The organism is Gordonia sp. NPDC003429, from assembly GCF_053588575.1.
Map to the genome: position 1 here is coordinate 1 of NZ_JBSFQF010000019.1, position 20359 is coordinate 20359.

Genomic DNA, 20359 nt, shown 5'->3' on the forward strand with positions numbered 1-20359 from the left:
ACACCGAGCGACTGCACCAAACCCTGCTTCACCGGATGGGTGACAGCAGCCGAGGCACCGGCGTTGGGTGCCGACCCCAATCCGGCCTCGTTGGAGAACATTCCCCGCTTGACACCCGTCATGATGACGTAGCCGAAGGTCGCGCCGACCACCTCGTTCGGGCCGAACGCGTCGGAGAAGATCTCCGCGACCACCTCGGGTAGCCGGCCGATGTTCACCACGACCACCGCGATGCCCAGCAGCAGATACAGGACCGCCATCAACGGCACCAGCCGCTCGGTCACCACGCCGATGCGCCGGACGCCGCCGAACACGACCAGCGCCGCCAACGACGCCACCACCACGCCCATCACCCAGTTGATCCACGTGGCGTCGGAACCGATCGTGCCCCTCACCGAGGCCGCAATGGTGTTGGCCTGCAGTGAGCTGAAGGCGAACGGAAAGCACACGACGAGGATGATCGCGAACAGGATCCCCATCCAGCGCGCTCGTAGACCGCGTTCCATGTAATAGGCGGGTCCGCCCCGGAATCCGTCGGGATCGCGAATCTTGTACAGCTGGGCGAGGGTCGATTCGATGAAAGCCGACGCCGCACCGCCGAGAGCCATCAGCCACATCCAGAACACGGCACCGGGGCCGCCCACCGCGATAGCCGTGCCCACCCCCGCGATATTGCCCACCCCGACGCGCGAGGCAGCAGAGATGCAGAACGCCTGGAACGACGAAACCGATTGCGGCTCACCGTCTGCGCCGACCGGCGTCTTGTCGCCGAGGACACGGAACATCTCGGGCAGGAGGCGAATCTGTACCGCGCGCGTACGCACGGTGAAGTAAACGGCGAGGCACACGACAACGGGAACCACTATCCAGGTCCACAGGTGATCACCCGCGGTGAGAATCACATCGTTCAACGTGTCCATTGGCGAATTCTACGAGCGCGGTGCACGACCCGCAGGGTTACCGTGAACCAGCAATCCGCGAACCGCAATTTCGGTGTTCGCGGACTTTCCTCGCCCCGACGACGGCGAATGGGTGACGCTCAGATCCGGTCGAGCGCGGGAACCTTGGTGGCGCGGGCGTAGATGGTCTCCCCCGGCTGCAGGTGCAGCGCGTTGGCGTCACCGCGGGTGATCTGCGCCTGGAACTCGTCGCCGGTGGCCGCGGCCACCAGTTCCACACGGGTCTCGAAGCCGAGGTTCACCACCCGGATGACCGTCGCCTTGATCACCCCGGTGTCGAGCGCCACGTCGGCAGCGGGCAGCGCGAGTTGCGGATTGCGGCCGATGCGAATGTCGTGCGGTCGCACCAGTTCTCCGTTGAGCCGGACGGTGGACCCCAGGAACGACGCGACGAACGGATTGACCGGCCGATCATAGAGATCGTCGGGTGTCCCGATCTGTTCGATCCGCCCCTTGTTGAGCACCGCGATCCGGTCGCTCACGTCGAGGGCTTCCTGCTGGTCGTGCGTCACCAGCACCGTGGTCACGTGCATCTCGTCGTGCAGGCGCCGCAACCACTTGCGCAGATCCTCGCGCACCTTCGCGTCGAGCGCGCCGAACGGTTCGTCGAGCAACAACACCTTCGGGTCCACCGCCAGCGCGCGCGCAAGAGCCATGCGCTGTCGTTGGCCACCGGAAAGCTGTGCGGGATAACGCTTCTGGAACACCTGGAGTCCCACCACCTCGAGCAATTCATCGACCTTGGCGTCGATCTCCTTGCGCGACCGTTTGCGGATCTTGAGTCCGAACGCGATGTTGTCGCGCACATTGAGGTGTTTGAATGCGGCGTAGTGCTGGAAGACGAAACCGATGTCGCGCTTCTGGGGCGACGCACCGGACACATCGTCGCCGTTGATGACGATTGTTCCGGAGTCGAGTTCGTCGAGACCCGCGATCGCCCGCAGCAGCGTCGACTTCCCCGAACCCGACGGCCCCAGCAGCGACGTCAGAGAGCCGCCCGGGATCTCGATCGAGACGTCGTCGAGGGCGGCGAAATCACCGTAGCGCTTGTTGGCGCCGGTCACCGAGATGGACATGTTCAGACGCCTTCCTTCTGCGTGACGACCTGTCGCGCATCGAGTTCTTCGGGGCCGTGCGGAGGGGTGAGCCGAGCTTCTGCCACTGTCGCGTCGCCGGAGACGGTGCTCGTACTCGCTTCGGCGAGCCTGCTCTTGGCTCGTCGCTCGATCAACGACATCGCCACCAACACCAGGATCGCCACCAGCATCAGCAGTGTCGCGGCGGCATACGCGCCGTACTCGTTGTAGTCGTCGGTGTAGCGGGAGTTCACCAGCAGCGTGAGTGTCTGCGAGATGCCGGGATAGTTCGACGACACCATGGTGACCGCACCGAACTCGCCGAGCGAGCGGGCGACGGTCAGCACGATGCCATAGGTCAGCCCCCACTGGATCGCGGGCAGGGTGACCCGCCAGAAGATCTGCCAGCGGTTGGCGCCGAGGGTGGCGGCAGCCTGCTCCTGTTCGGTACCGATCTCGCGGAGCACCGGTTCCACCTCACGCGCCACAAAGGGCAGTGTCACGAACAGTGTGGCGAGCACGAGACCGGGGAAGCCGAAGATCACCCGGAAGCCCAGACTCTCCACACCGCCGAACCACCCCCCGTACCCCCAGAGCAGGATCAGCGCCACGCCGGCCACCACCGGCGACACCGCGAACGGGAGGTCGACGACGGCCTGCAGGACCCCCTTGCCCGGGAATCGTCCACGGGCCAGGGCGAGCGCGATGATCACCCCGAAGATGACGTTGAGCGGCACCACGATCACCACGATCAGCAGGCTCAGTTGCAGGGCCGAGATCGCCGCGGGCGTGGTGATCCAGTGCCAGAACTGAAGAAATCCGTGGGAGAACGCGCGCCAGAAGATCAGCCCGACGGGCACCAGCAGCAGCACGAAGAGGTAGACCAGCGCGATGGTGCGCAGTCCGTACCGGGTCAGCGGCGACAGTTTCATCGGTCCTGCTCCTCACGGGTGGACTGTCTGCGTCCGACGAGGCGGAGGATGAGCAGAGCGACGAAGGCGATCAGCAGCAACACCACCGAGATCGCGGCCGCGTTCACCGGTTCGTCGATCTCGATCTGCTGCTGGATGTACTGCGAGGCCACCTGGGTCTTGCCCGGGATGTTGCCACCGATGAGCACCACCGAACCGAACTCGCCGATCGCGCGGGTGAAGGCGAGGCCGGCTCCGGTCAGGATCGCGGGCAGCAGGGCGGGCAGGACGATCTTGGTGAAGATCGTCGCGTTCTTTGCACCGAGGACGGCCGCCGCCTCCTCGACGTCGGTGTCGAGTTCGATCAGCACCGGCTGTACCTGCCGCACCACGAACGGCAGCGTGACGAAGGTCAGCGCGATGACAAGTGCGGGTTTGGTGGCCGACAGGTGCACGTCGATGGGGCTGTTGGGTCCGTAGAGCGAGAGCAGCACCAGACTCGCGACGATGGTCGGAAGTGCGAAGGGGAGGTCGATGATCGCATTGACGAAGCCCTTGCCGGGGAACTCGTCACGGACCAGCACCCAGGCGATCAGCGTGCCGAACACCACGTTGATCGCGGCGGCCACCACCGACACCACAACGGTGATCCAGATCGCGTCGACGGCGTTGGGGTCGCTGATCGCATCCCAGAAACCGCTCCACCCGTTGTCGAAGGACTGCACGGTGATCGCGGCGAGTGGCAGCAGCACGATGACGCTGAGCCACAGCCACGCGGTGCCGACGGCGAGCGGGCTGACACCGGCGAACGTGCGCGAACGTCCCAGGAAGCCCTTCGGCGGCTGTGCGCCCGTGTTCGCTGCGGCGCCGCCGGTGACCGGCGCGGCCACACCTCGGCTCGCGGTCATTGCTTTCCTCCGGCGTTGTAGATCTCGGTGATGGCCCCCTTGGACCCGAACAGGGCATTGTCCACGGCCTTCCACCCGGTCAGGTCTTTGCCCTTGTTCTTCGCGGCCGTGCCTTTCCCGAGTTGCGCACCGAGTTGCTTGATGGTCCAGAGCTTTTCGATCTTTCCGGGGAACAGGTCGGCGGTGTCCGCCACCACCGACGGCACCACAGGACGGAATCCCTGTCGCGCCCAGATCAGTTGGGCCTCGTCGGTAAAGAGGAAGTCGACGAACGAGCGCGCGGCGGGCAGATCCTTCGAGGTGTTGACCACGGCCACCGGATTCTCGATCTTGAAGGTCTGCGGCGGAATGACATAGTCGATCTGCTGATTGGACGGCGCCGTCGAGTTCTTGCGGTCGAGCATGATGGCCTCGTTCTCGTAGCTGATGAGGACGTCGCCCTGTCCCTGCTGGAAGGTGGTGGTGGCCTCGCGGCCCGATTTGGGGCGGACCTTCACATGGTCGCGAACGAGTGTCGAGACGTAGTCGAGCCCGGCCTGCGGGTGTACACCGCCGGCGCTCTTGGCGGCGAACGGGGCCAGCAGATTCCACTTCGCCGACCCGGAACTGCCCGGGTCGGGGGTCACCACCTGAACACCCGGCTTCAGCAGGTCGTCCCAGTCATGGATGTTCTTGGGGTTGCCCTTGCGCACCACCAGTGCCACCACCGACCCGAACGGAACGCTGTTGTTGGGTTCCTGCTTCTTCCAGTCCTCGTCGACGAGTCCCGCCTTGACCAGACGAGTGACGTCGGGTTCGACGGAGAAGTTGACGACGTCGGCGGGAACGTGACGGGCCACCTTGCGTGATTGGTCCCCCGACGCCCCATACGACACCGAGAAGCCGATCCCGGCTCCGGCAGGGGTGTCACGGAAGGCGGGAATGATCTTGTCGAACCCGGGCTTCGGAGTGGCGTAGGCAACCAGATCGAGATGGCGGTTGCCGCTGGAGATGTCAGCGCCGCCGGGGGTGTCGGTGGAACCGCCCCCGCACCCGGCCACGACCGCCATACCGACGATCACGGCGCACACCACGAGCGGAGTGCGCCAGGTGCGGGCGCGACTGGTTCTCACGAGACCTCCACGACGGATTCACCGGCAACACGGGAATCGCGCCGGACGCAGATCACGCTAACAACGGCGTGCCGCGTCCCCAAGACGCCGGAACGCGCACGTCGGTCTGTTCAGCGCGTCAGCAACCACGCCAACACCACCAGCACGACCAGGGCGAGGAGCGCCCAAGTGACTCGCGATCGGATCACAGACTCACAGCCCCTTTCCGTCGTCGTCGGCGAAGCGGCGGCGATCAAGCAACCTCATGACGGCGTCGACCAGCAGGTTCAGCACTGCGGCGACGCCGATGGCGAACGGGACGACGAACACAAGCGTCACGAGCAACTGCGGCACAAAGGACAAACCGGTCAGCCACTCCTCGACGCCGTCCCACCAGGCGAAGAATCCGGTCACCGCGCTCACCTCGTTTCACCGACTCGCCGCCGGGTTTTTTTCAGCGTGATTCGAACTCGGCCGGTCGCCGGAGATTCGGCGCTCGCACCGGCCCCGCATCAAGTGGCGCCGTCCCGAGTCCATCGCAATGATATAGAAATGACAGCGACGCAAGACCCGCCCATGCCCTCCGGCGCACCGGGCGCCGACCCGGAGGCAGCTGCCTTCTCGCCCGCTACCGCGTCGAGCAACGCGTTTCCACCGATCGGTGACTACGCCTTCTTGTCCGATACCGAGACGAACTGTCTGATCGCCCGCAACGGCGCCGTCGAATGGATGTGCGTGCCCCGTCCCGACTCGCCGAGCGTGTTCGGCGCGGTCCTCGATCGCAGCGCCGGGCACTTCAGACTCGCGCCCTACGGGGTCAGTGTTCCGGTGGATCGTCGCTATCTGCCGGGCAGCCTCATGGTCGAGACCACCTGGCAAACCGAGACCGGCTGGATCGTCGTTCGCGACGCGCTCGTGATGGGGCCCTGGCATGACAACGTGCGACGCTCACGCACCCATCGCCGCACCCCTACCGACTGGGATGCCGAGCACATCCTGCTGCGCACCGTGCGATGCGTGTCGGGCACCGTCGAGTTGGCGCTCAGCTGTGAACCCGCCTTCGACTATCACCGCACCCGCACGCGTTGGGAATACTCGGGTCCGGCCTACGGGGAGGCGATCGCGACAGCGGTCGACGGTGCGACCGACAATCCGGCGCTGAAGCTCACCACCGACCTGCGGCTGGGTCTCGAGGGCCGCGAGGCCCGGGCGCGCACCCGCCTGGTGGAGGGCGATGACCGCTTCGTGGCGTTGAGCTGGTCGAGTCAGCCCGCGCCGCAGAACTTCGAGGAGGCGGCCCAGAAGATGTGGTCGACGTCGGAGTGCTGGCGGCAGTGGATCAACGTCGGTACGTTTCCCGACCATCCGTGGCGCACGCATCTGCAACGGTCCGCGCTCACGCTCAAGGGCTTGACGTACTCGCCCACCGGCGCACTGCTCGCGGCGGCCACCACGTCGCTGCCGGAGACACCACACGGTGAACGGAACTGGGATTACCGCTACGCCTGGGTGCGCGATTCCACCTTCGCGTTGTGGGGCTTGTACACGCTCGGACTCGATCGTGAGGCCAACGATTTCTTCTCCTTCATCGCCGACGTCTCGGGGGTGACCAATGGCGAACACCATCCGCTGCAGGTGATGTACGGCGTCGGCGGCGAGCGCGAACTCGTGGAGGAAGAACTCGATCACCTCTCCGGCTATGACGGAGCGCGGCCGGTTCGGATCGGCAACGGCGCGTACAACCAAGCGCAGCACGACATCTGGGGCACCATGCTCGATTCGGTCTACCTCAACACCAAGTCGGGTGAATCGGTGCCCGAAACACTGTGGCCGGTCCTCAAGGCGCAGGTCGAGGAGGCCATCAAGAACTGGCGCAAACCCGACCGTGGCATCTGGGAGGTGCGCGGCGAACCGCAGCACTTCACGTCGTCGAAGGTGATGTGCTGGATCGCCCTCGACCGCGGGTCGCGGCTGGCGGCGCTGCACGACGAGAAATCGTATGCGCGCGAATGGGCTGCGATCGCCGATGAGATCAAGGAGGACATCCTCACCCACGGGGTGGACGCGCGCGGAGTGTTCACCCAGCGCTACGGCGACGACGCACTGGATGCCTCGCTGCTACTGGTCCCCTTGCTGCGCTTCCTGCCGTCCGACGACCATCGGGTTCGCAACACCGTGCTGGCCATCGCCGACGAGCTGACCGAGGAGGGACTCGTGCTGCGCTACAAGGTCGACGAGACCGACGACGGCCTCAGCGGCGAGGAGGGCACCTTCACGATCTGCTCGTTCTGGCTGGTGTCGGCACTGGTCGAGATCGGCGAACTCCCCCGCGCGAAGGCGCTGTGCGAGCGACTGCTCTCGTTCTCGAGTCCGCTCAAGCTCTACGCCGAGGAGATCGACGCCAAGACCGGTCAGCATCTCGGGAACTTTCCGCAGGCCTTCACCCACCTCGCGCTGATCAACGCGGTCATGCATGTGATCCGTGCCGAGGAGGCGGCGAGTCACGGGCAGTTCCAGCCTGCCAATCATTGATGCACCGGCCTGTAACTTTGCGTTGATGAAGTGGAAATCGCTTGCCGCACAGACACTCGTGACACCGGGAGCATCGGTCAACCTGGGCCGTGACTTCGATCCCGGCCGAAAAGACTCGACGATGACGAAGGACGAGGGCCTCGCCGCCCTCGCGGACGCCAAGTCAGCGCTGTTCGATCTGCAGGACCGCTTCTACGCGCAGTCCGATCGCGCGCTGCTCGTGGTACTCCAGGCCATCGACGCGGCGGGCAAGGACAGCACCATCAAACATGTGATGTCCGGCCTCAATCCCGAAGGCGTGGACGTCTACAGTTTCAAAGCGCCCTCGGCCACGGAGCGGGCCCACGATTATCTGTGGCGCCACCAGATCGTCGCACCCGAACTCGGTCGCATCGCGGTGTTCAACCGATCGCACTACGAGAACGTGACCGTCACCCGGGTCCACCCGGAGTTGTTGTGGCCCAAGTCCGCTCAGCTCGAGGACAGCAGCGGCATCTGGCGCCGGCGGTATCGCGACATCAACGGGTGGGAGCGGCATCTCACCGAAAGCGGCACCACGATCGTCAAGATCTTCCTGAACGTCTCCAAGCGCGAGCAGGGTCGACGGTTCCTCGAGCGAATCGACCGGCCGGAGAAGAACTGGAAATTCTCCCCCGCCGATCTCACCGAGCGCGGGTTCTGGGACGACTATCAGCAGGCATTCGGTGACATGTTGAGCCACACCAGTACCGAGTGGGCGCCGTGGCATGTTGTTCCCGCCGACCACAAGTGGTTCTCACATCTGAGCACCCTGGCGATTCTGCTGACCGTCATGCAGAAACTCGATCCGCAGTACCCGGATGTCTCGCCGGACACCAAAGCCCAGCTCGGCGACGCCCGCGAGAAGCTCACCGCCGAACTCGGCGACGCCGGATGAAGACGCGGAATGAAAACGTCCCTGTCAGCGCAGCCGCCACGGCTCGTAGGCGCGCGGATCACCGATCGGTTCGAGATGAGTGGTGATCCGCAGATGGTCGAGGGCTTCGTGTAAGCGTTCCTCGACCTCCTCGGTCTTGTCGTGCGCCTGCTGCATCGACCACTCACCCGGAACCAGCATGTGCATCTGCAGGTAGCGTTCGTGTCCGGCCTCGCGGGTGCGGACATCGTGGAAGTCGACCCGGTCGGACCGGAAGTCGTCGAGCACCGCGTCGATCGTCGCGACGTCGGCGGCGGGCATCGCCGCGTCCAGCAGACCGCCGCCGGACCGCCACACCAGTCCGATACCGACGTAGAGGATGTTGACGGCCACGGCGATCGCGATGATCGAGTCGAGCGGCAGCCATCCGGTCCACGCGACCAGGAACACGCCGATCACCACACCGGCCGTGGTCCACACATCGGTCATCAGGTGCTTACCGTCGGCCTCCAGCGTCATCGACCGGTTACGGCGCCCGGCACGGATCAGGACCACCGCGACGACGCCGTTGATGGCCGTGGCCACCACCGAGATGGTCAGGCCGAGGCCGACCGCCTCGAGTTCTTGTGGATGCAGCAGGCGGTCGACCGCGGCGACGATGATCGCGGCGGCGGCGATGACGATCATCACTCCCTCGAACACCGCGGAGAAGTACTCGGCTTTCGAGTGCCCGAAATTGTGTCCGGTGTCGGGAGGCCGCGCGGCCACTCGCAGGGCGATCAGCGCACCCACCGACGCCACCAGATTGACAATGGACTCCAGGGCATCCGACAGCAGACCCACCGAACCGCTGACGCGCCAGGCGATCAGCTTGAGCACGATCACCACCACGGACGTGGCAACGCTCAGCAATGCGTACTTGATGAGGTTCTCGCGCGCGACCTGTGCTGCCACGGTCCTATTGCATCACGTCGAGCCCTATTGCATCACGTCGAGCACAGTCGGGTCGCGGAGCCGACGTGCAGCCACGTGGTCCGGCCGCAGGGATCGACCGTCAGGCAGAAGCCAGGCCCCGTCGCGCCAGCAACGGGCCGATCTCGGCCTTGCGGCCGATCAGTTTCTCGTGCGCGACAAGGGGGTCGACGCTGTCGCCGCGCGAGAGTGTCGACGCAGCGAAACGCCTGCCGTTCTCGCGCTGCAGTCCGCCTTCGGCCAGGAACCACTGTTCGGTCTCGGCGTCGAGCACCTCCGACCAGATGTAGGAGTAGTAGCCGGCCGAATAGCCGCCGCCGAAGATGTGGTTGAAGTAGGTGCTGCGATACCTCGGCGGGATGAGGTCGGTGCCGAGACCGGCGCCGGCCAGGGCCTGCGACTCGAACGCCTGCACGTCGGTGATCGCGTCGGCTTCCGCCGAACTCAGTTCGTGCCACGCGAGGTCGAGGACTGCGGCGGCGAGGTATTCGATGGTGCCGTGAGCCGTCTCGGTGCTCGCCGACGCGCGGGCCGCCTCTGCCAGCGCTGCCGGGATCGGCTCACCGGTGCGGTGGTGGCGGGCGTAGTTCTCGAGCACCGCGGGATGTAGCGCCCACATCTCGTTGACCTGTGAGGGGAATTCGACGAAATCGCGGGGCACCGACGTGCCCGACTGCGACGGGTAGTCGACCGCCGACAGCAGACCGTGCAACGCATGCCCGAACTCGTGGAACAACGTGGTGAGCTGATCCATGGTGAGCAAGCACTTCGCACCGTCGTCGGGCTTGGTGAGGTTGAGTACGTTGACGACGACCGGTTGGGTCTGCAGCATCGTCGACTGATCGACGATGCTGTTCATCCACGCACCGCCACGCTTGGACGGCCGCGCGAAGTAGTCACCGAGGAACAGGCCGATACTCTGGGCGCGCTCGTCGAGCACCTCCCAGACCCGGACATCGGGATGGTAGGTCGGCAGATCCGGACGTTCGACGAATCGCAGGCCATAGAGAACGTTGGCGGCGTAGAACACGCCACGGGTGAGCACCGCGTCGAGTTCGCAGTAGTCGGCGAAATCGTCGAGCGGAACCGACGACTGCGTCCGTTTGAGCCGAGCGAGCCAGTACGTGAGATCCGCCGCGCCGATCTCCTCGTCCCCGGCGAGGTCGGTGAGTTCGGTCAGCTCGCGTCCGCCCGCGCGCATCGCCGACGCGCTCAACTCGCGGAGCAGGTCGTCGACCGCCGCGGCCGAGGGGGCCGTCTCCTCGGCGATCACGAAGTCGGCATGGTGCCGGTAACCGAGCAGTTCCGCGCGACGCGCCCGCAGCCGTACGATCTCGAGCACGAGATCCCTTGTGTCGTTGTCGTTTCCACGGGCACAGCGACTGATCGAAGCCTCGAACACCCGGCGCCGGAGGTCGCCGTCGGCGAGTTCGGTGAGCACGCTCTGACTGGTCGGGAGTTCGAGTGCGATGAGGTACTTACCGTCGTGGCCGGCGTCGGTCGCGGCACGACGGGCCGCCGCGATCTCACCCTCGGACATCCCGGCGAGCGCCACCGCGTCGTCGACGAGCACCGCGGAATCGTTGGTGTCGTCGAGGATCTTCTGGGAGAACGTCGTGGTCAGCAGTGCGAGTCGCGCGGAGATCTCACGCATCTCGCGTTGACCGTCCTCCTCGAGCCCTGCACCCGCACGCACCGCGTCGCGGTAGCGCTTGTCGAGCAGGCGCCGCTGCGACTCGCTCAATTCGTGCGCACCCCCGTCACGGATCTGCGAAATCCGTTCGAACAGTGCCGGATTCATGGCGATGGTGTTCGCATGGTCGGTCAGCAGGGTGGAGAGCTGTTGGGAGATCTCGTTGCGTTGCGGGTTCGTGTCGGGTCCGACGAGGTTGAAGAACACCCCCGCTGCACGCGCCAGGTCGCGCCCGGACAGTTCGAGGGCCTCAATGGTGTTGCCGAACGTCGGCGGATTGCCGTTCGCGGCGATCTGCTCCACCTCGGCCAAATGCGTTGCCATGGCCGCGGTGAATGCGGGCAGAAAGTCGTCGTCGGAGATCGCCGGGTAATCCGGCAGTCCGTGTGGCAGATCGCTGTGGGCGAGAACGGGATTCGTGCGCTCGATGCCTACCATCATTGACCTCTCGTCCTGCGATTGTGCGCTGTGACCGCCGCCCGGGTCGCCGGTGACGCAGCGAACTCAGCTTACTGCCGACATCACAAGCGTCGCGTGCACATGGCCGATGAACCACCGCCGCCACTGCTCCGGTGTCCATCCTCGACCGCTAACCAGCACCAACCAGTTCCGGCGGGAGGCCAGGAGCCACACGTCATCGACGACGGCCTCCGCGACCGCCTCGCGCGCCACCAGGCCGGTGGCCCAGGCCACCTCGTCGCGGCGGCGCTGCTCGCGGATCACCAGCAGGTGCGACGCTTCGGGGTCGGTGACCGCCGCTTGGTCCAGCACGTTCTGAATCTCGGCGGACCGCTCATGGGCATCGGACAGCCAGCGCGCCGCCGCAGTGAGTCGCTCCTCGAGGTCGTCGCCGACACCCATCAGCCGGTAGGCGTCGGTGTCACGCACCGGTACGTCCTGGCCGTCGCCCAGAGCGGTGCCGATGCAGGTGTCGAGCAACGCGAGTTTGTTGGGGAATTGCTGATAGATCGTCTGCCGCGTCACCCCGCTCGCGCCGGCCACGGCGGACAACGTTGTCGCCGACCACCCCAGATCACAGAACATCTCGGTCGCCACCGCGACCACGCGCTCGCGATTGCGTCTGGCCTGCTGTGCCCTGCCCTGCGAGTCGTACGAACGAACCACGGCACGAGTCTAGACATATTTCATATTACATTGTGTAATGTCAATAATTCCCGACGCCAGGAGCCGAGCATGAGTTCTTCCTCCATACCCACCGCGCTCGGCCGCGTGCACGTCGAGGCATTTGGTTCCGGACCACCCGCAGTGCTGTGGCACAGCGGTTCGTCGATTCGAGATCGTGGTCGCGCGTGGTTCCGACACTGTCGTCAGCCCGCACACTCGTCGTTCTCGACGCGCCGTCGTGCGGACGCAGCGATCCCTTGACGCGGGCCACCGACATCGCAGCATGTGCCGATGCCGCAGCCGAAATCGTCACCCGAGTGGTCGCCGATCACGACGTGAACCAGGTGGATTGGCTCGGTAATGCGTGGGGTGGCCACGTCGGGATGCATCTGGCGGCAACTCGACCGGATCTCGTCGGGAGTCTGATCAGCATCAGCGCACCAACCTTCCCGATCACGTCGGCCATGCGCCGCCAGATCAGGGCGTTAATGCCTCTCTATCGGATCGCAGGTCCTCGCGGACCGGTACTGCGGGCAATCAGCGCCGGACTGTTCACCGACGAAACGCTGGCTCACGACCCCGAAACATCGACGATGTTGCGCAGTGCGCTGCACACGTCGGGCAGACACATGATCACCGCGACCCGGACGGCGATTCTCAGCCGCACCGATCTGGGCTGGGCTACGCGTCAGATCGTTTGTCCCACTTTGTTCGTCGCGACCGAGGACCGCGGCGAGTGGACCCCGGCCGAGGCGGGCGTGGTTGCGGACGAGATGGTGGATGCGCACGTGGGATCGGTCGCTCGGGCCCGGGTCATCCCCGCCTGGGAACAGCCCGGCGTCACCGCCGACCTGATCCTCGAATTCTGGAGAACCCATCCCCCAGCGGCCACGACCGCGAGGCCGGGTCGACCGGGAGAGAGCGCCTGACTACTTGCCCTTCGGTTTGTCACCGAGGGAGTCCGTCGACAGTGCGGCGACGAACGCCTCCTGCGGAACGTCCACCCGGCCGATGGTCTTCATTCGTTTCTTGCCCTCCTTCTGCTTCTCGAGCAGTTTGCGCTTGCGGCTGATGTCACCGCCATAACACTTGGCCAGCACGTCTTTCCGGATGGCGCGGATGTTTTCGCGCGCGATGATCTTGGAACCGATGGCCGCCTGCACGGGCACCTCGAACTGCTGTCGCGGGATGAGTTCCTTGAGCTTGGTGGCCATCTTGTTGCCGTAGGTGAAGGCGGCGTCACGGTGCACGATGGCACTGAACGCGTCGACGGCCTCGCCCTGGAGCAGGATGTCCACCTTCACCAGGTCGGCTTCCTGTTCGCCTGCCTCCTCGTAGTCGAGGCTCGCGTAGCCGCGGGTCCGCGACTTGAGCGAGTCGAAGAAGTCGAAGATGATCTCAGCCATCGGCATCGTGTACCGCATCTCCACCCGCGTCTCCGACAGGTAGTCCATCCCGCCGAGTTCGCCGCGGCGCGACTGACACAACTCCATGATGGCGCCGATGAACTCGCTGGGCGCGATGATGGTGGTCTTCACGATCGGTTCGTAGATGTGCCGGGCCTTGCCGTCGGGCCAGTCGGACGGGTTGGTCACGACGTGCTCGGCGCCGTCCTCCATCACCACCCGGTAGACGACGTTGGGTGCGGTGGAGATGAGGTCGAGGTCGAATTCCCGCTCGAGCCGCTCGCGGGTGATCTCCATGTGCAGCAGTCCCAGGAATCCGCAGCGGAATCCGAACCCGAGCGCCACCGACGTCTCCGGTTCATAGGTGAGCGCGGCGTCGTTGAGTTGCAGTTTGTCGAGCGCCTCGCGAAGCACCGGATAGTCGGAGCCGTCCACCGGGTAGAGCCCCGAATACACCATCGGGCGCGGTTCCCGATAGCCGGTCAGCGCCTCGGTGGCGCCGTGCCGGGCAGTGGTCACCGTGTCGCCGACCTTGGACTGACGCACGTCCTTGACGCCGGTGATGAGGTAACCCACCTCGCCCACACCGAGGCCCTTCGACGGTTTGGGTTCGGGCGAGACGATGCCCACCTCGAGGAGTTCGTGGGTGGCCCCGGTCGACATCATCGCGATCTTCTCGCGCGGCACGATGCGGCCGTCGACCACGCGGACATACGTGACCACACCGCGGTAGGTGTCGTAGACCGAGTCGAAGATCATCGCGCGGGCCGGTGCGTCCGGATCGCCGACCGGTGCGGGCACCTGCCGGATCACCTCGTCGAGCAGTTCGGGCACGCCGGCTCCGGTCTTTCCGGAGACCCGCAGCACCTCGTCGGGGTCGCAGCCGATGATGTGGGCGATCTCGGCGGCGTAGCGGTCGGGGTCGGCGGCGGGCAGATCGATCTTGTTGAGCACCGGGATGATGGTCAGATCGTTGTCCATGGCCAGGTACAGGTTGGCCAGGGTCTGCGCCTCGATGCCCTGTGCTGCATCGACGAGCAGCACCGCGCCCTCGCAGGCTTCCAGTGCCCGCGACACCTCGTAGGTGAAGTCGACGTGGCCGGGGGTGTCGATGAGGTGGATGACGTACTCGGTGTCGGTGCCGTCGGGGTCGGTGACCGTCCACGGCAGCCGCACGTTCTGCGCCTTGATGGTGATGCCGCGCTCACGCTCGATATCCATGCGGTCGAGGTACTGCGCCCGCATGTCACGCTCGGCGACCACGCCGGTGAGCTGCAGCATCCGGTCGGCCAGAGTGGATTTTCCGTGGTCGATGTGAGCGATGATGCAGAAGTTCCGAATCCGGGCGGGATCGGTGAACGTGGTGTCGGCGAAGGTGGGAATCGATCTGCTCCTGGTGACGCGCCGCGCGGCGGGTGGTCGGCTGTTCGGTCCAGTTTCTCACGAGTTCGCCGCCGGCCTGCGCGGCCGGGTCATCACCTGGCCCGTGTGCAGGGGCCAGGCCGCTCGACTCATGTGGGGATTCCGATCCGCACGCAGTACCACGTGATGTCGGTGCCCTCGGGCGGCGGGCCGTATGGCGCTAGGCGATTGTCGCCGTGATACTCCGGGGTGTACCAGTTCGGGTGACGTGTCGGCCGATGTGTCACATCGCGCACCAACTCGGCACGCTCGAGTACCACCGCCGAACCCGGCCGGGATTCACCGCTGATCCAGAGATAGCGGTCGTAGAGGAGCATCCCGTCCCGCACCAGGGCGGGTCCGGGTGCGCCGGACCAGGCGGGTAGCGCCGCCACGAACCCCGGTGCGAGGTGCAACCACCCATACCGTCCCGAGTCGGGTGCGGCCTCGATGCGTGCGGGAACCCCGCCGACGAGCGGCCCGGGGTTTCCTCCCGGTATCGCCTCCCGGTCGATCCACATCGTGGTCGGTTCGATCCGGTCGCCGACGTCGAATGTTTCGTAGCCGGGTAGGAGATCGACCAGCATCCAGACCTCGAGTGCTGATTCGCTCGCCGTGTGATTCGTGGGCACCGGACGCATGCGCCCGGTTATACCGTGGATGGCGTGAATGTCGAGACCTTCTCCGCCGACGATGTTGTCGCCGACGTCTACCGGCCGGAGGGGACCCCACGCGCGGTGGCGGTGCTCGCGCACGGGGCGGGCGGTAACCGGCAGACCGCCATTCTGCGGGCATACGGCACCGAGTTGCGTGAGCGCGGAATCCTTGTCGCGTGCATTGACCTGCCCTACCGGCAGCGCCGTCCGAAGGGACCGCCGAGCCCGTCGACAGCGGCCGCCGACCGAGCCGGGATCCGCGCAGCCGTGGTCATGTTCCGCGGCGACGCCGACGGGCCGCTGATCCTCGGCGGCCATTCCTACGGAGGAAGGCAGGCGTCCATGGCCGTGGCCGACGATCCCGACCTTGCCGACGTACTACTGCTCTCGTCATACCCCCTGCATCCGCCCGGAAAGCCCGAACGCGCTCGCACCGAACATCTTTCGCAGATCACGACGCCGACGGTGATCGTGCACGGGGCCACCGACCCGTTCGCCACGACGCCGGAGATCACGGCCGCAACCACACTGTTCGCCGGACCCACTCGGCTCGTCGAGATCGAGAAGACCGGGCACGATCTGAAACCGGACAAGCGGCCCACCGCGCAGCTGGCCGCCGATGTGCTCGATGAGCTGATCACCGCCGGGAAACACCGGTGACCGGTCGCGCTCCGGGACGCCCGACCCACGAATTCGCTCGTGAGATCGTCTACTCCCCCGACCTCGACGGTGCCGCCGACCCGGGCGAGATCGTCTGGACCTGGGTTCGTTACGAGGACGACCCGACTCAGGGCAAGGATCGGCCCGTGCTGGTGGTGGGCCGCACCGGCGAAGGTGACCACGCACGGCTGTTGGGTCTGATGCTCTCCACCAAGCAATATCACCGAGACGACCCGAACTGGCTCGCCCTGGGATCAGGCGCCTGGGACGCCGAACACCGGCCCAGCTTCGTCCGGCTCGACCGGGTGCTCATCGTTGCCGAACACGGGATTCGCCGCGAGGGTGCGGTACTCGAACGATCTCGTTTCGAGACGGTGGCCGCGGCGCTGCGCGTCGACCACGGCTGGCAGTGAGGGTGCCGGAGAACTCACGCCAGGCGCGTGATCTCCACCACCACATCGAGGTCGGTGGCCTTGCCGCCGGTGTAGATGCCCTTCAGCGGTGACACATCGGAGTAGTCGCGGCCCACGCCCACCGACACATGTTGCTCGGTGATCGGCTTGTCGTTGGTCGGGTCGTAACCCCACCAACCGCCGGTCCAGACCTCGATCCACGCGTGGCTCTGCCCCTCGACGGTCTTGTCGATCTTGGCGTTCGGTTTGGGGTGCAGGTACCCCGACACGTAGCGGGCCGGGACTCCGAGGCTGCGCAGCATCGACAGCGTCAGATGCGCGTAGTCCTGGCACACCCCTTTGCGTTCGTTCCACGCATCCACGGCGGTGGTGTGCACGCCCGTGGTGCCGGGCACGTACTCCATCTCCTCGTGGACGAAACGGCAGATCGCCTCCACCGCGGCCTCGGGCTCGAGTCCCTTCGACAGCCGTCGCGCGGTGGTGGTGAGCTGTCGGTTCTTGGGCACATACGTTGTGTACGAGAGCATCTCGTCGTAGCGATCAGCCACGTAGTCGCTCTGGATGCGTTCCCAGTCCGCTGATTTCTCGGCGTCTGGGCGCTCACCCGCCTCGGTCTCGACCACCGACATCCCCGACACCTCGAGCTCTTCGTGGGGTGCGTGGAGGTCGAACGCGGTGACCGCGGTGCCCCAGTAGTCGGTGTAGCGGTAGGCACGGGTTGCCGGAACGGTCTCCACACGGTTGACGATCACGTTCTGGCGGGCATCGCTGCGCGGGGTCAGCCGTGCCTCGTTGAACGAGGAGGTCACCGGGCTCTGGTAGGCGAACCCCGTGGAATGCACCACTCTCAGACGCCAGCTCACAGTTCACTCTCCTCGATGACATGGTCTTCGCCGTCGCTCACACGGGCGTCCGCCCACGACACGTACGGCGAGACGTGGAAGTACTGGGCGGTGATCGCCTCGTTGACCTCACGGCAGGTGTCCTGCAGGTCGAGCAGGCGTTCCTGCAGACCGTCGATGAGGTGTCCGGGTTCGAGGAACTCCAGCGAACTGCGCGCGCGGCCGAGGAGCAGCAACGCCTCGGCCTGCTCACCCACGCGGCTCGGGCGTTTCTCCAGCTCACCCAGATTGTGTTCGGCCACACGAAGGGCATGGAAGATCGACCGCGGGAACAGTCGGTCGATCAGCATGAACTGAACGATGTTCTCCGCGTCGAGGAGGCCACGGTAGGTGCGCAGATAGGTGTCGTGGGCGCCGGCGGACACCAGCACGTTCACCCACGCCGGCGAATCCACCGGGTCGCCGGCCCGCGACAACAGCATGCGGATGGTCATGTCCACTCGCTCCACCGACCGACCGACGAGCAGGTAGCGGTAGCCGTCGTCGTGACTCATGGTCGCGTCGGCCAGGCCCGCGAACATCGCCGCGCGATTCTTCACATACGACAGGAACTCGTGCGGTCCGAGTCGGCGACCGCGGCGCTCGGCGTCGCCGAGTCCGTTGTAGGTGGTGTTGAGGCATTCCCACATCTCGCTGGAGGTGACCTCACGTGCCCCGCGGGCGTTCTCGCGTGCCGCGCGGATCAGATCGACCACCGACCCGACGGCTTCCTTGTCGTAGGCCATGCGTTCGGTGAGCGACCACACGTCGAGTGGTTCGTCTGTCTCCGGCGGTTCGAGCCCGAGCACCCGGATGACCATGCGCACCGTGCCGTCCACATCGGCGGAGGTGTCTTCGAGGAGTTGATGGATCGCGACGTCGAGCAGTCGTGCCATGTCGTCGGCACGCTCGACGTAACGACCGATCCAGTACAGCGATTCGGCGTTGCGGGCCAGCATCATCGGTGGCCACCCTCCTGCTGTTGCTGTTGCTGTTGCTGTTGCTGTTGCTGTTGCTGCTGCTGCGTTTGGGTGAACGTCTGGTCGGGTGCGCTCTCGGAGGGACGCGCCGCTTTGGCTCCGCGCGCGGTGACCACCTTGCCGCCGCCGAGTTCACGCTCACTTGCCGACGAACGCGAGGCCAGCACCCACGTGTCCTTGGAACCGCCGCCCTGGCTGGAGTTCACCACGAGCGATCCCTCGGGCAGGGCCACGCGGGTCAGGCCTCCGGGCAGCACCCAGACCTTCTCGCCGTCGTTGACGGCGAAGGGCCTCAGGTCCACGTGGCGGGGGCGCAGATTGTCGCCGATCTTCGTGGGCACGGTCGACAGCTGCACCACCGGCTGCGCGATCCAGCCGCGCGGATCGTTGCGCACCTTGCGTGCGAGGGTATCGAGTTCGGCGGGGGTGGCGTCGGGCCCGAACACGATCCCGTAGCCACCAGAACCCTCGACGGGTTTGATGACCAGTTCGTCGATGCGGTCGAGGACCTCTTCACACTCATCGGGCAGCCAGCACCGCAGGGTGTCGACGTTGGACAGGATCGGCTTCTCACCGAGGTAGTAGTTGATGATCTCGGGCACGTAGGTGTAGATGAGCTTGTCGTCGCCCACCCCGTTGCCCACGGCGCTGGAGATGACGACGTTGCCCGCGCGGGCGGCGTTGAGCAGGCCGGCCACGCCGAGCATCGAGTCGGGCCGGAACTGCATCGGGTCGAGGAAGTCGTCGTCGATGCGACGGTAGATGACGTCGACTCGCTGCTCCCCCTCGGTGGTGCGCATGTACACGACGTTGTCGCGGCAGAACAGGTCGCGGCCCTCGACGAGTTCGACGCCCATCAACCGGGCGAGCAGCGAATGCTCGAAGTAGGCGGAGTTCGCGACACCGGGCGTCAACACCACGATGTTGGGATCTGCTTCGTTGAACGCCGCCGAGGCGCGCAGCGCCCGCAGCAGGTGACTGGGATAGTCGGCGACCGGCCGCACCCGGTGGGTGGAGAACATGTCGGGGAAGACGCGCGCCATCGTGCGGCGGTTCTCCATCACATAGGACACCCCCGACGGCGAACGCAGGTTGTCCTCGAGCACCCGGAAATCGCCGTTCGCGTCACGGATGAGGTCGATGCCCGCGACGTGGATGCGAACACCGTTGGGCGGACGGATGTTTGCGGCCTGACGGTGAAAGTGCTCGCATGAGTGCACCAGGCGTTTGGGCAGCACACCGTCGCGCAGGATCTCCTGCTCGCCGTACACGTCGTCGAGGAACAGTTCGAGGGCCTGCACACGCTGGGTGATGCCGGCCTCGAGCTTGGTCCACTCGGCAGCCGAAATGACTCGCGGCACAACGTCCAACGGAAAGGGCCGCTCCATACCCGAGAGCGAAAACGTGATGCCCTGGTCGATGAATGCGCGACCGAGCGCGTCGACCCGGGCCTCGAGATCGGCCTGATCCGACTCGGCCATCACCTTGAAGATGCCCCGATACGCCGGGCGCACCTCGCCGTCGGCGTCGAACATCTCGTCAAAAGCCTTGCCGTACGGGCCTTTCGAGTATCCCTCGAAGATGCCGGTGTCGGTGGGGCTGGTGCCGCCGCGTCCCGCTTTCGGCTTGGCCGTCTTCGCCGGTTTTGCCGACGACGTCGAACTCGTCGACGATGATCGGGTGGATGTGGACTTACGCGCCGCCTTCTTGGCTGGCGCACCGGTCGACGCGGGGCTCATAGACAGACATGGTGCTACAGATTTCCCATCTCGGCATTGTTGATGACCCAGGCGTGTTGCC

General features: G+C 65.7%; 19 protein-coding genes. 5 read left to right on the top strand and 14 right to left on the bottom strand.

The annotated features are described in order from the left end of the window. The 6 genes from ACWDSI_RS17865 to ACWDSI_RS17890 all read right to left on the bottom strand — a co-directional run. Nucleotides 1-920, bottom strand: a 920-nt coding sequence (locus ACWDSI_RS17865; RefSeq protein WP_449757332.1) for an alanine/glycine:cation symporter family protein, incomplete at its 3' end; no start/stop codon positions are given. Nucleotides 921-1039: 119 nt separating this feature from the next. Further along, nucleotides 1040-2035: a sulfate/molybdate ABC transporter ATP-binding protein gene (locus ACWDSI_RS17870; RefSeq protein WP_449745049.1), complete on the bottom strand. Its 996-nt coding sequence runs from the start codon at nucleotides 2033-2035 to the stop codon at nucleotides 1040-1042. 2 nt (nucleotides 2036-2037) lie between these two features. Then, on the bottom strand, nucleotides 2038-2967 hold the full coding sequence (gene cysW / locus ACWDSI_RS17875; RefSeq protein WP_449745050.1) for a sulfate ABC transporter permease subunit CysW: 930 nt from the start codon (nucleotides 2965-2967) through the stop codon (nucleotides 2038-2040). Then, a complete protein-coding gene (gene cysT, locus ACWDSI_RS17880; protein WP_449745051.1) occupies nucleotides 2964-3854 on the bottom strand; it encodes a sulfate ABC transporter permease subunit CysT in 891 nt (296 codons plus the stop codon). The genes cysW and cysT overlap by 4 nt, the downstream gene beginning before the upstream one ends. Further along, the gene (locus tag ACWDSI_RS17885) at nucleotides 3851-4903 is read right to left on the bottom strand and encodes a sulfate ABC transporter substrate-binding protein (protein WP_449745462.1); all 1053 of its coding nucleotides are present in this window, start codon (nucleotides 4901-4903) and stop codon (nucleotides 3851-3853) included. The genes cysT and ACWDSI_RS17885 overlap by 4 nt, the downstream gene beginning before the upstream one ends. A 255-nt stretch (nucleotides 4904-5158) precedes the next feature. Further along, nucleotides 5159-5359: a hypothetical protein gene (locus ACWDSI_RS17890; protein WP_449745052.1), complete on the bottom strand. Its 201-nt coding sequence runs from the start codon at nucleotides 5357-5359 to the stop codon at nucleotides 5159-5161. Between the two features lie 138 nt (nucleotides 5360-5497). Between ACWDSI_RS17890 and ACWDSI_RS17895 the strand changes: the two genes are divergently transcribed. Together ACWDSI_RS17895 and ACWDSI_RS17900 are read left to right on the top strand one after the other, a co-directional pair. Next, nucleotides 5498-7477: a glycoside hydrolase family 15 protein gene (locus tag ACWDSI_RS17895; RefSeq protein ID WP_449745053.1), complete on the top strand. Its 1980-nt coding sequence runs from the start codon at nucleotides 5498-5500 to the stop codon at nucleotides 7475-7477. A gap of 25 nt (nucleotides 7478-7502) precedes the next feature. Beyond that, the gene (locus tag ACWDSI_RS17900; RefSeq protein WP_449745054.1) at nucleotides 7503-8393 is read left to right on the top strand and encodes a polyphosphate kinase 2 family protein; all 891 of its coding nucleotides are present in this window, start codon (nucleotides 7503-7505) and stop codon (nucleotides 8391-8393) included. 24 nt (nucleotides 8394-8417) lie between these two features. On the opposite strand, the gene ACWDSI_RS17905 is transcribed toward ACWDSI_RS17900, so the two are convergent. From ACWDSI_RS17905 to ACWDSI_RS17915, 3 genes are all read right to left on the bottom strand, one after another. Further along, a complete protein-coding gene (locus ACWDSI_RS17905) occupies nucleotides 8418-9326 on the bottom strand; it encodes a cation diffusion facilitator family transporter (protein WP_449757333.1) in 909 nt (302 codons plus the stop codon). Between the two features lie 100 nt (nucleotides 9327-9426). Further along, on the bottom strand, nucleotides 9427-11478 hold the full coding sequence (locus tag ACWDSI_RS17910; protein WP_449745056.1) for a M3 family metallopeptidase: 2052 nt from the start codon (nucleotides 11476-11478) through the stop codon (nucleotides 9427-9429). A gap of 63 nt (nucleotides 11479-11541) precedes the next feature. Further along, nucleotides 11542-12162 carry a TetR/AcrR family transcriptional regulator gene (locus tag ACWDSI_RS17915; protein ID WP_449745057.1) on the bottom strand — a complete coding sequence of 207 codons (621 nt, stop codon included), beginning with the start codon at nucleotides 12160-12162 and terminating at the stop codon, nucleotides 11542-11544. Between the two features lie 185 nt (nucleotides 12163-12347). Here ACWDSI_RS17915 and ACWDSI_RS17920 point away from each other — a divergent pair, with 185 nt between their 5' ends. Next, nucleotides 12348-13091: an alpha/beta fold hydrolase gene (locus ACWDSI_RS17920; RefSeq protein WP_449757334.1), complete on the top strand. Its 744-nt coding sequence runs from the start codon at nucleotides 12348-12350 to the stop codon at nucleotides 13089-13091. On the opposite strand, the gene lepA is transcribed toward ACWDSI_RS17920, so the two are convergent. Continuing rightward, complete coding sequence (gene lepA / locus ACWDSI_RS17925) at nucleotides 13092-14951, bottom strand: translation elongation factor 4 (protein ID WP_449745463.1); 1860 nt, start codon at nucleotides 14949-14951, stop codon at nucleotides 13092-13094. 128 nt (nucleotides 14952-15079) lie between these two features. Beyond that, nucleotides 15080-15610 (bottom strand): hypothetical protein, encoded by a 531-nt coding sequence (locus ACWDSI_RS17930; RefSeq protein ID WP_449757335.1) that lies wholly within the window; start codon nucleotides 15608-15610, stop codon nucleotides 15080-15082. Nucleotides 15611-15634: 24 nt separating this feature from the next. On the opposite strand from ACWDSI_RS17930, the gene ACWDSI_RS17935 reads away from it, so the two are divergent. Together ACWDSI_RS17935 and ACWDSI_RS17940 are read left to right on the top strand one after the other, a co-directional pair. Beyond that, the gene (locus tag ACWDSI_RS17935) at nucleotides 15635-16285 is read left to right on the top strand and encodes an alpha/beta hydrolase family protein (protein ID WP_449757336.1); all 651 of its coding nucleotides are present in this window, start codon (nucleotides 15635-15637) and stop codon (nucleotides 16283-16285) included. Beyond that, nucleotides 16282-16698: a type II toxin-antitoxin system PemK/MazF family toxin gene (locus ACWDSI_RS17940; protein ID WP_449745061.1), complete on the top strand. Its 417-nt coding sequence runs from the start codon at nucleotides 16282-16284 to the stop codon at nucleotides 16696-16698. Before ACWDSI_RS17935 ends, ACWDSI_RS17940 begins: the two co-directional genes overlap by 4 nt. Nucleotides 16699-16712: 14 nt before the next feature. On the opposite strand, the gene ACWDSI_RS17945 is transcribed toward ACWDSI_RS17940, so the two are convergent. Genes ACWDSI_RS17945 through ACWDSI_RS17955 form a run of 3 tightly spaced genes read right to left on the bottom strand, consistent with a single transcriptional unit; the run spans nucleotide 16713 to nucleotide 20298 of the window. Then, nucleotides 16713-17561: a transglutaminase family protein gene (locus ACWDSI_RS17945; RefSeq protein WP_449745062.1), complete on the bottom strand. Its 849-nt coding sequence runs from the start codon at nucleotides 17559-17561 to the stop codon at nucleotides 16713-16715. Further along, nucleotides 17558-18541, bottom strand: a complete 984-nt coding sequence (locus tag ACWDSI_RS17950) for an alpha-E domain-containing protein (protein WP_449745063.1) — start codon at nucleotides 18539-18541, stop codon at nucleotides 17558-17560. The genes ACWDSI_RS17945 and ACWDSI_RS17950 overlap by 4 nt, the downstream gene beginning before the upstream one ends. Then, nucleotides 18538-20298: a circularly permuted type 2 ATP-grasp protein gene (locus tag ACWDSI_RS17955; RefSeq protein WP_449757337.1), complete on the bottom strand. Its 1761-nt coding sequence runs from the start codon at nucleotides 20296-20298 to the stop codon at nucleotides 18538-18540. Before ACWDSI_RS17955 ends, ACWDSI_RS17950 begins: the two co-directional genes overlap by 4 nt. Nucleotides 20299-20359 lie beyond the last annotated feature (61 nt).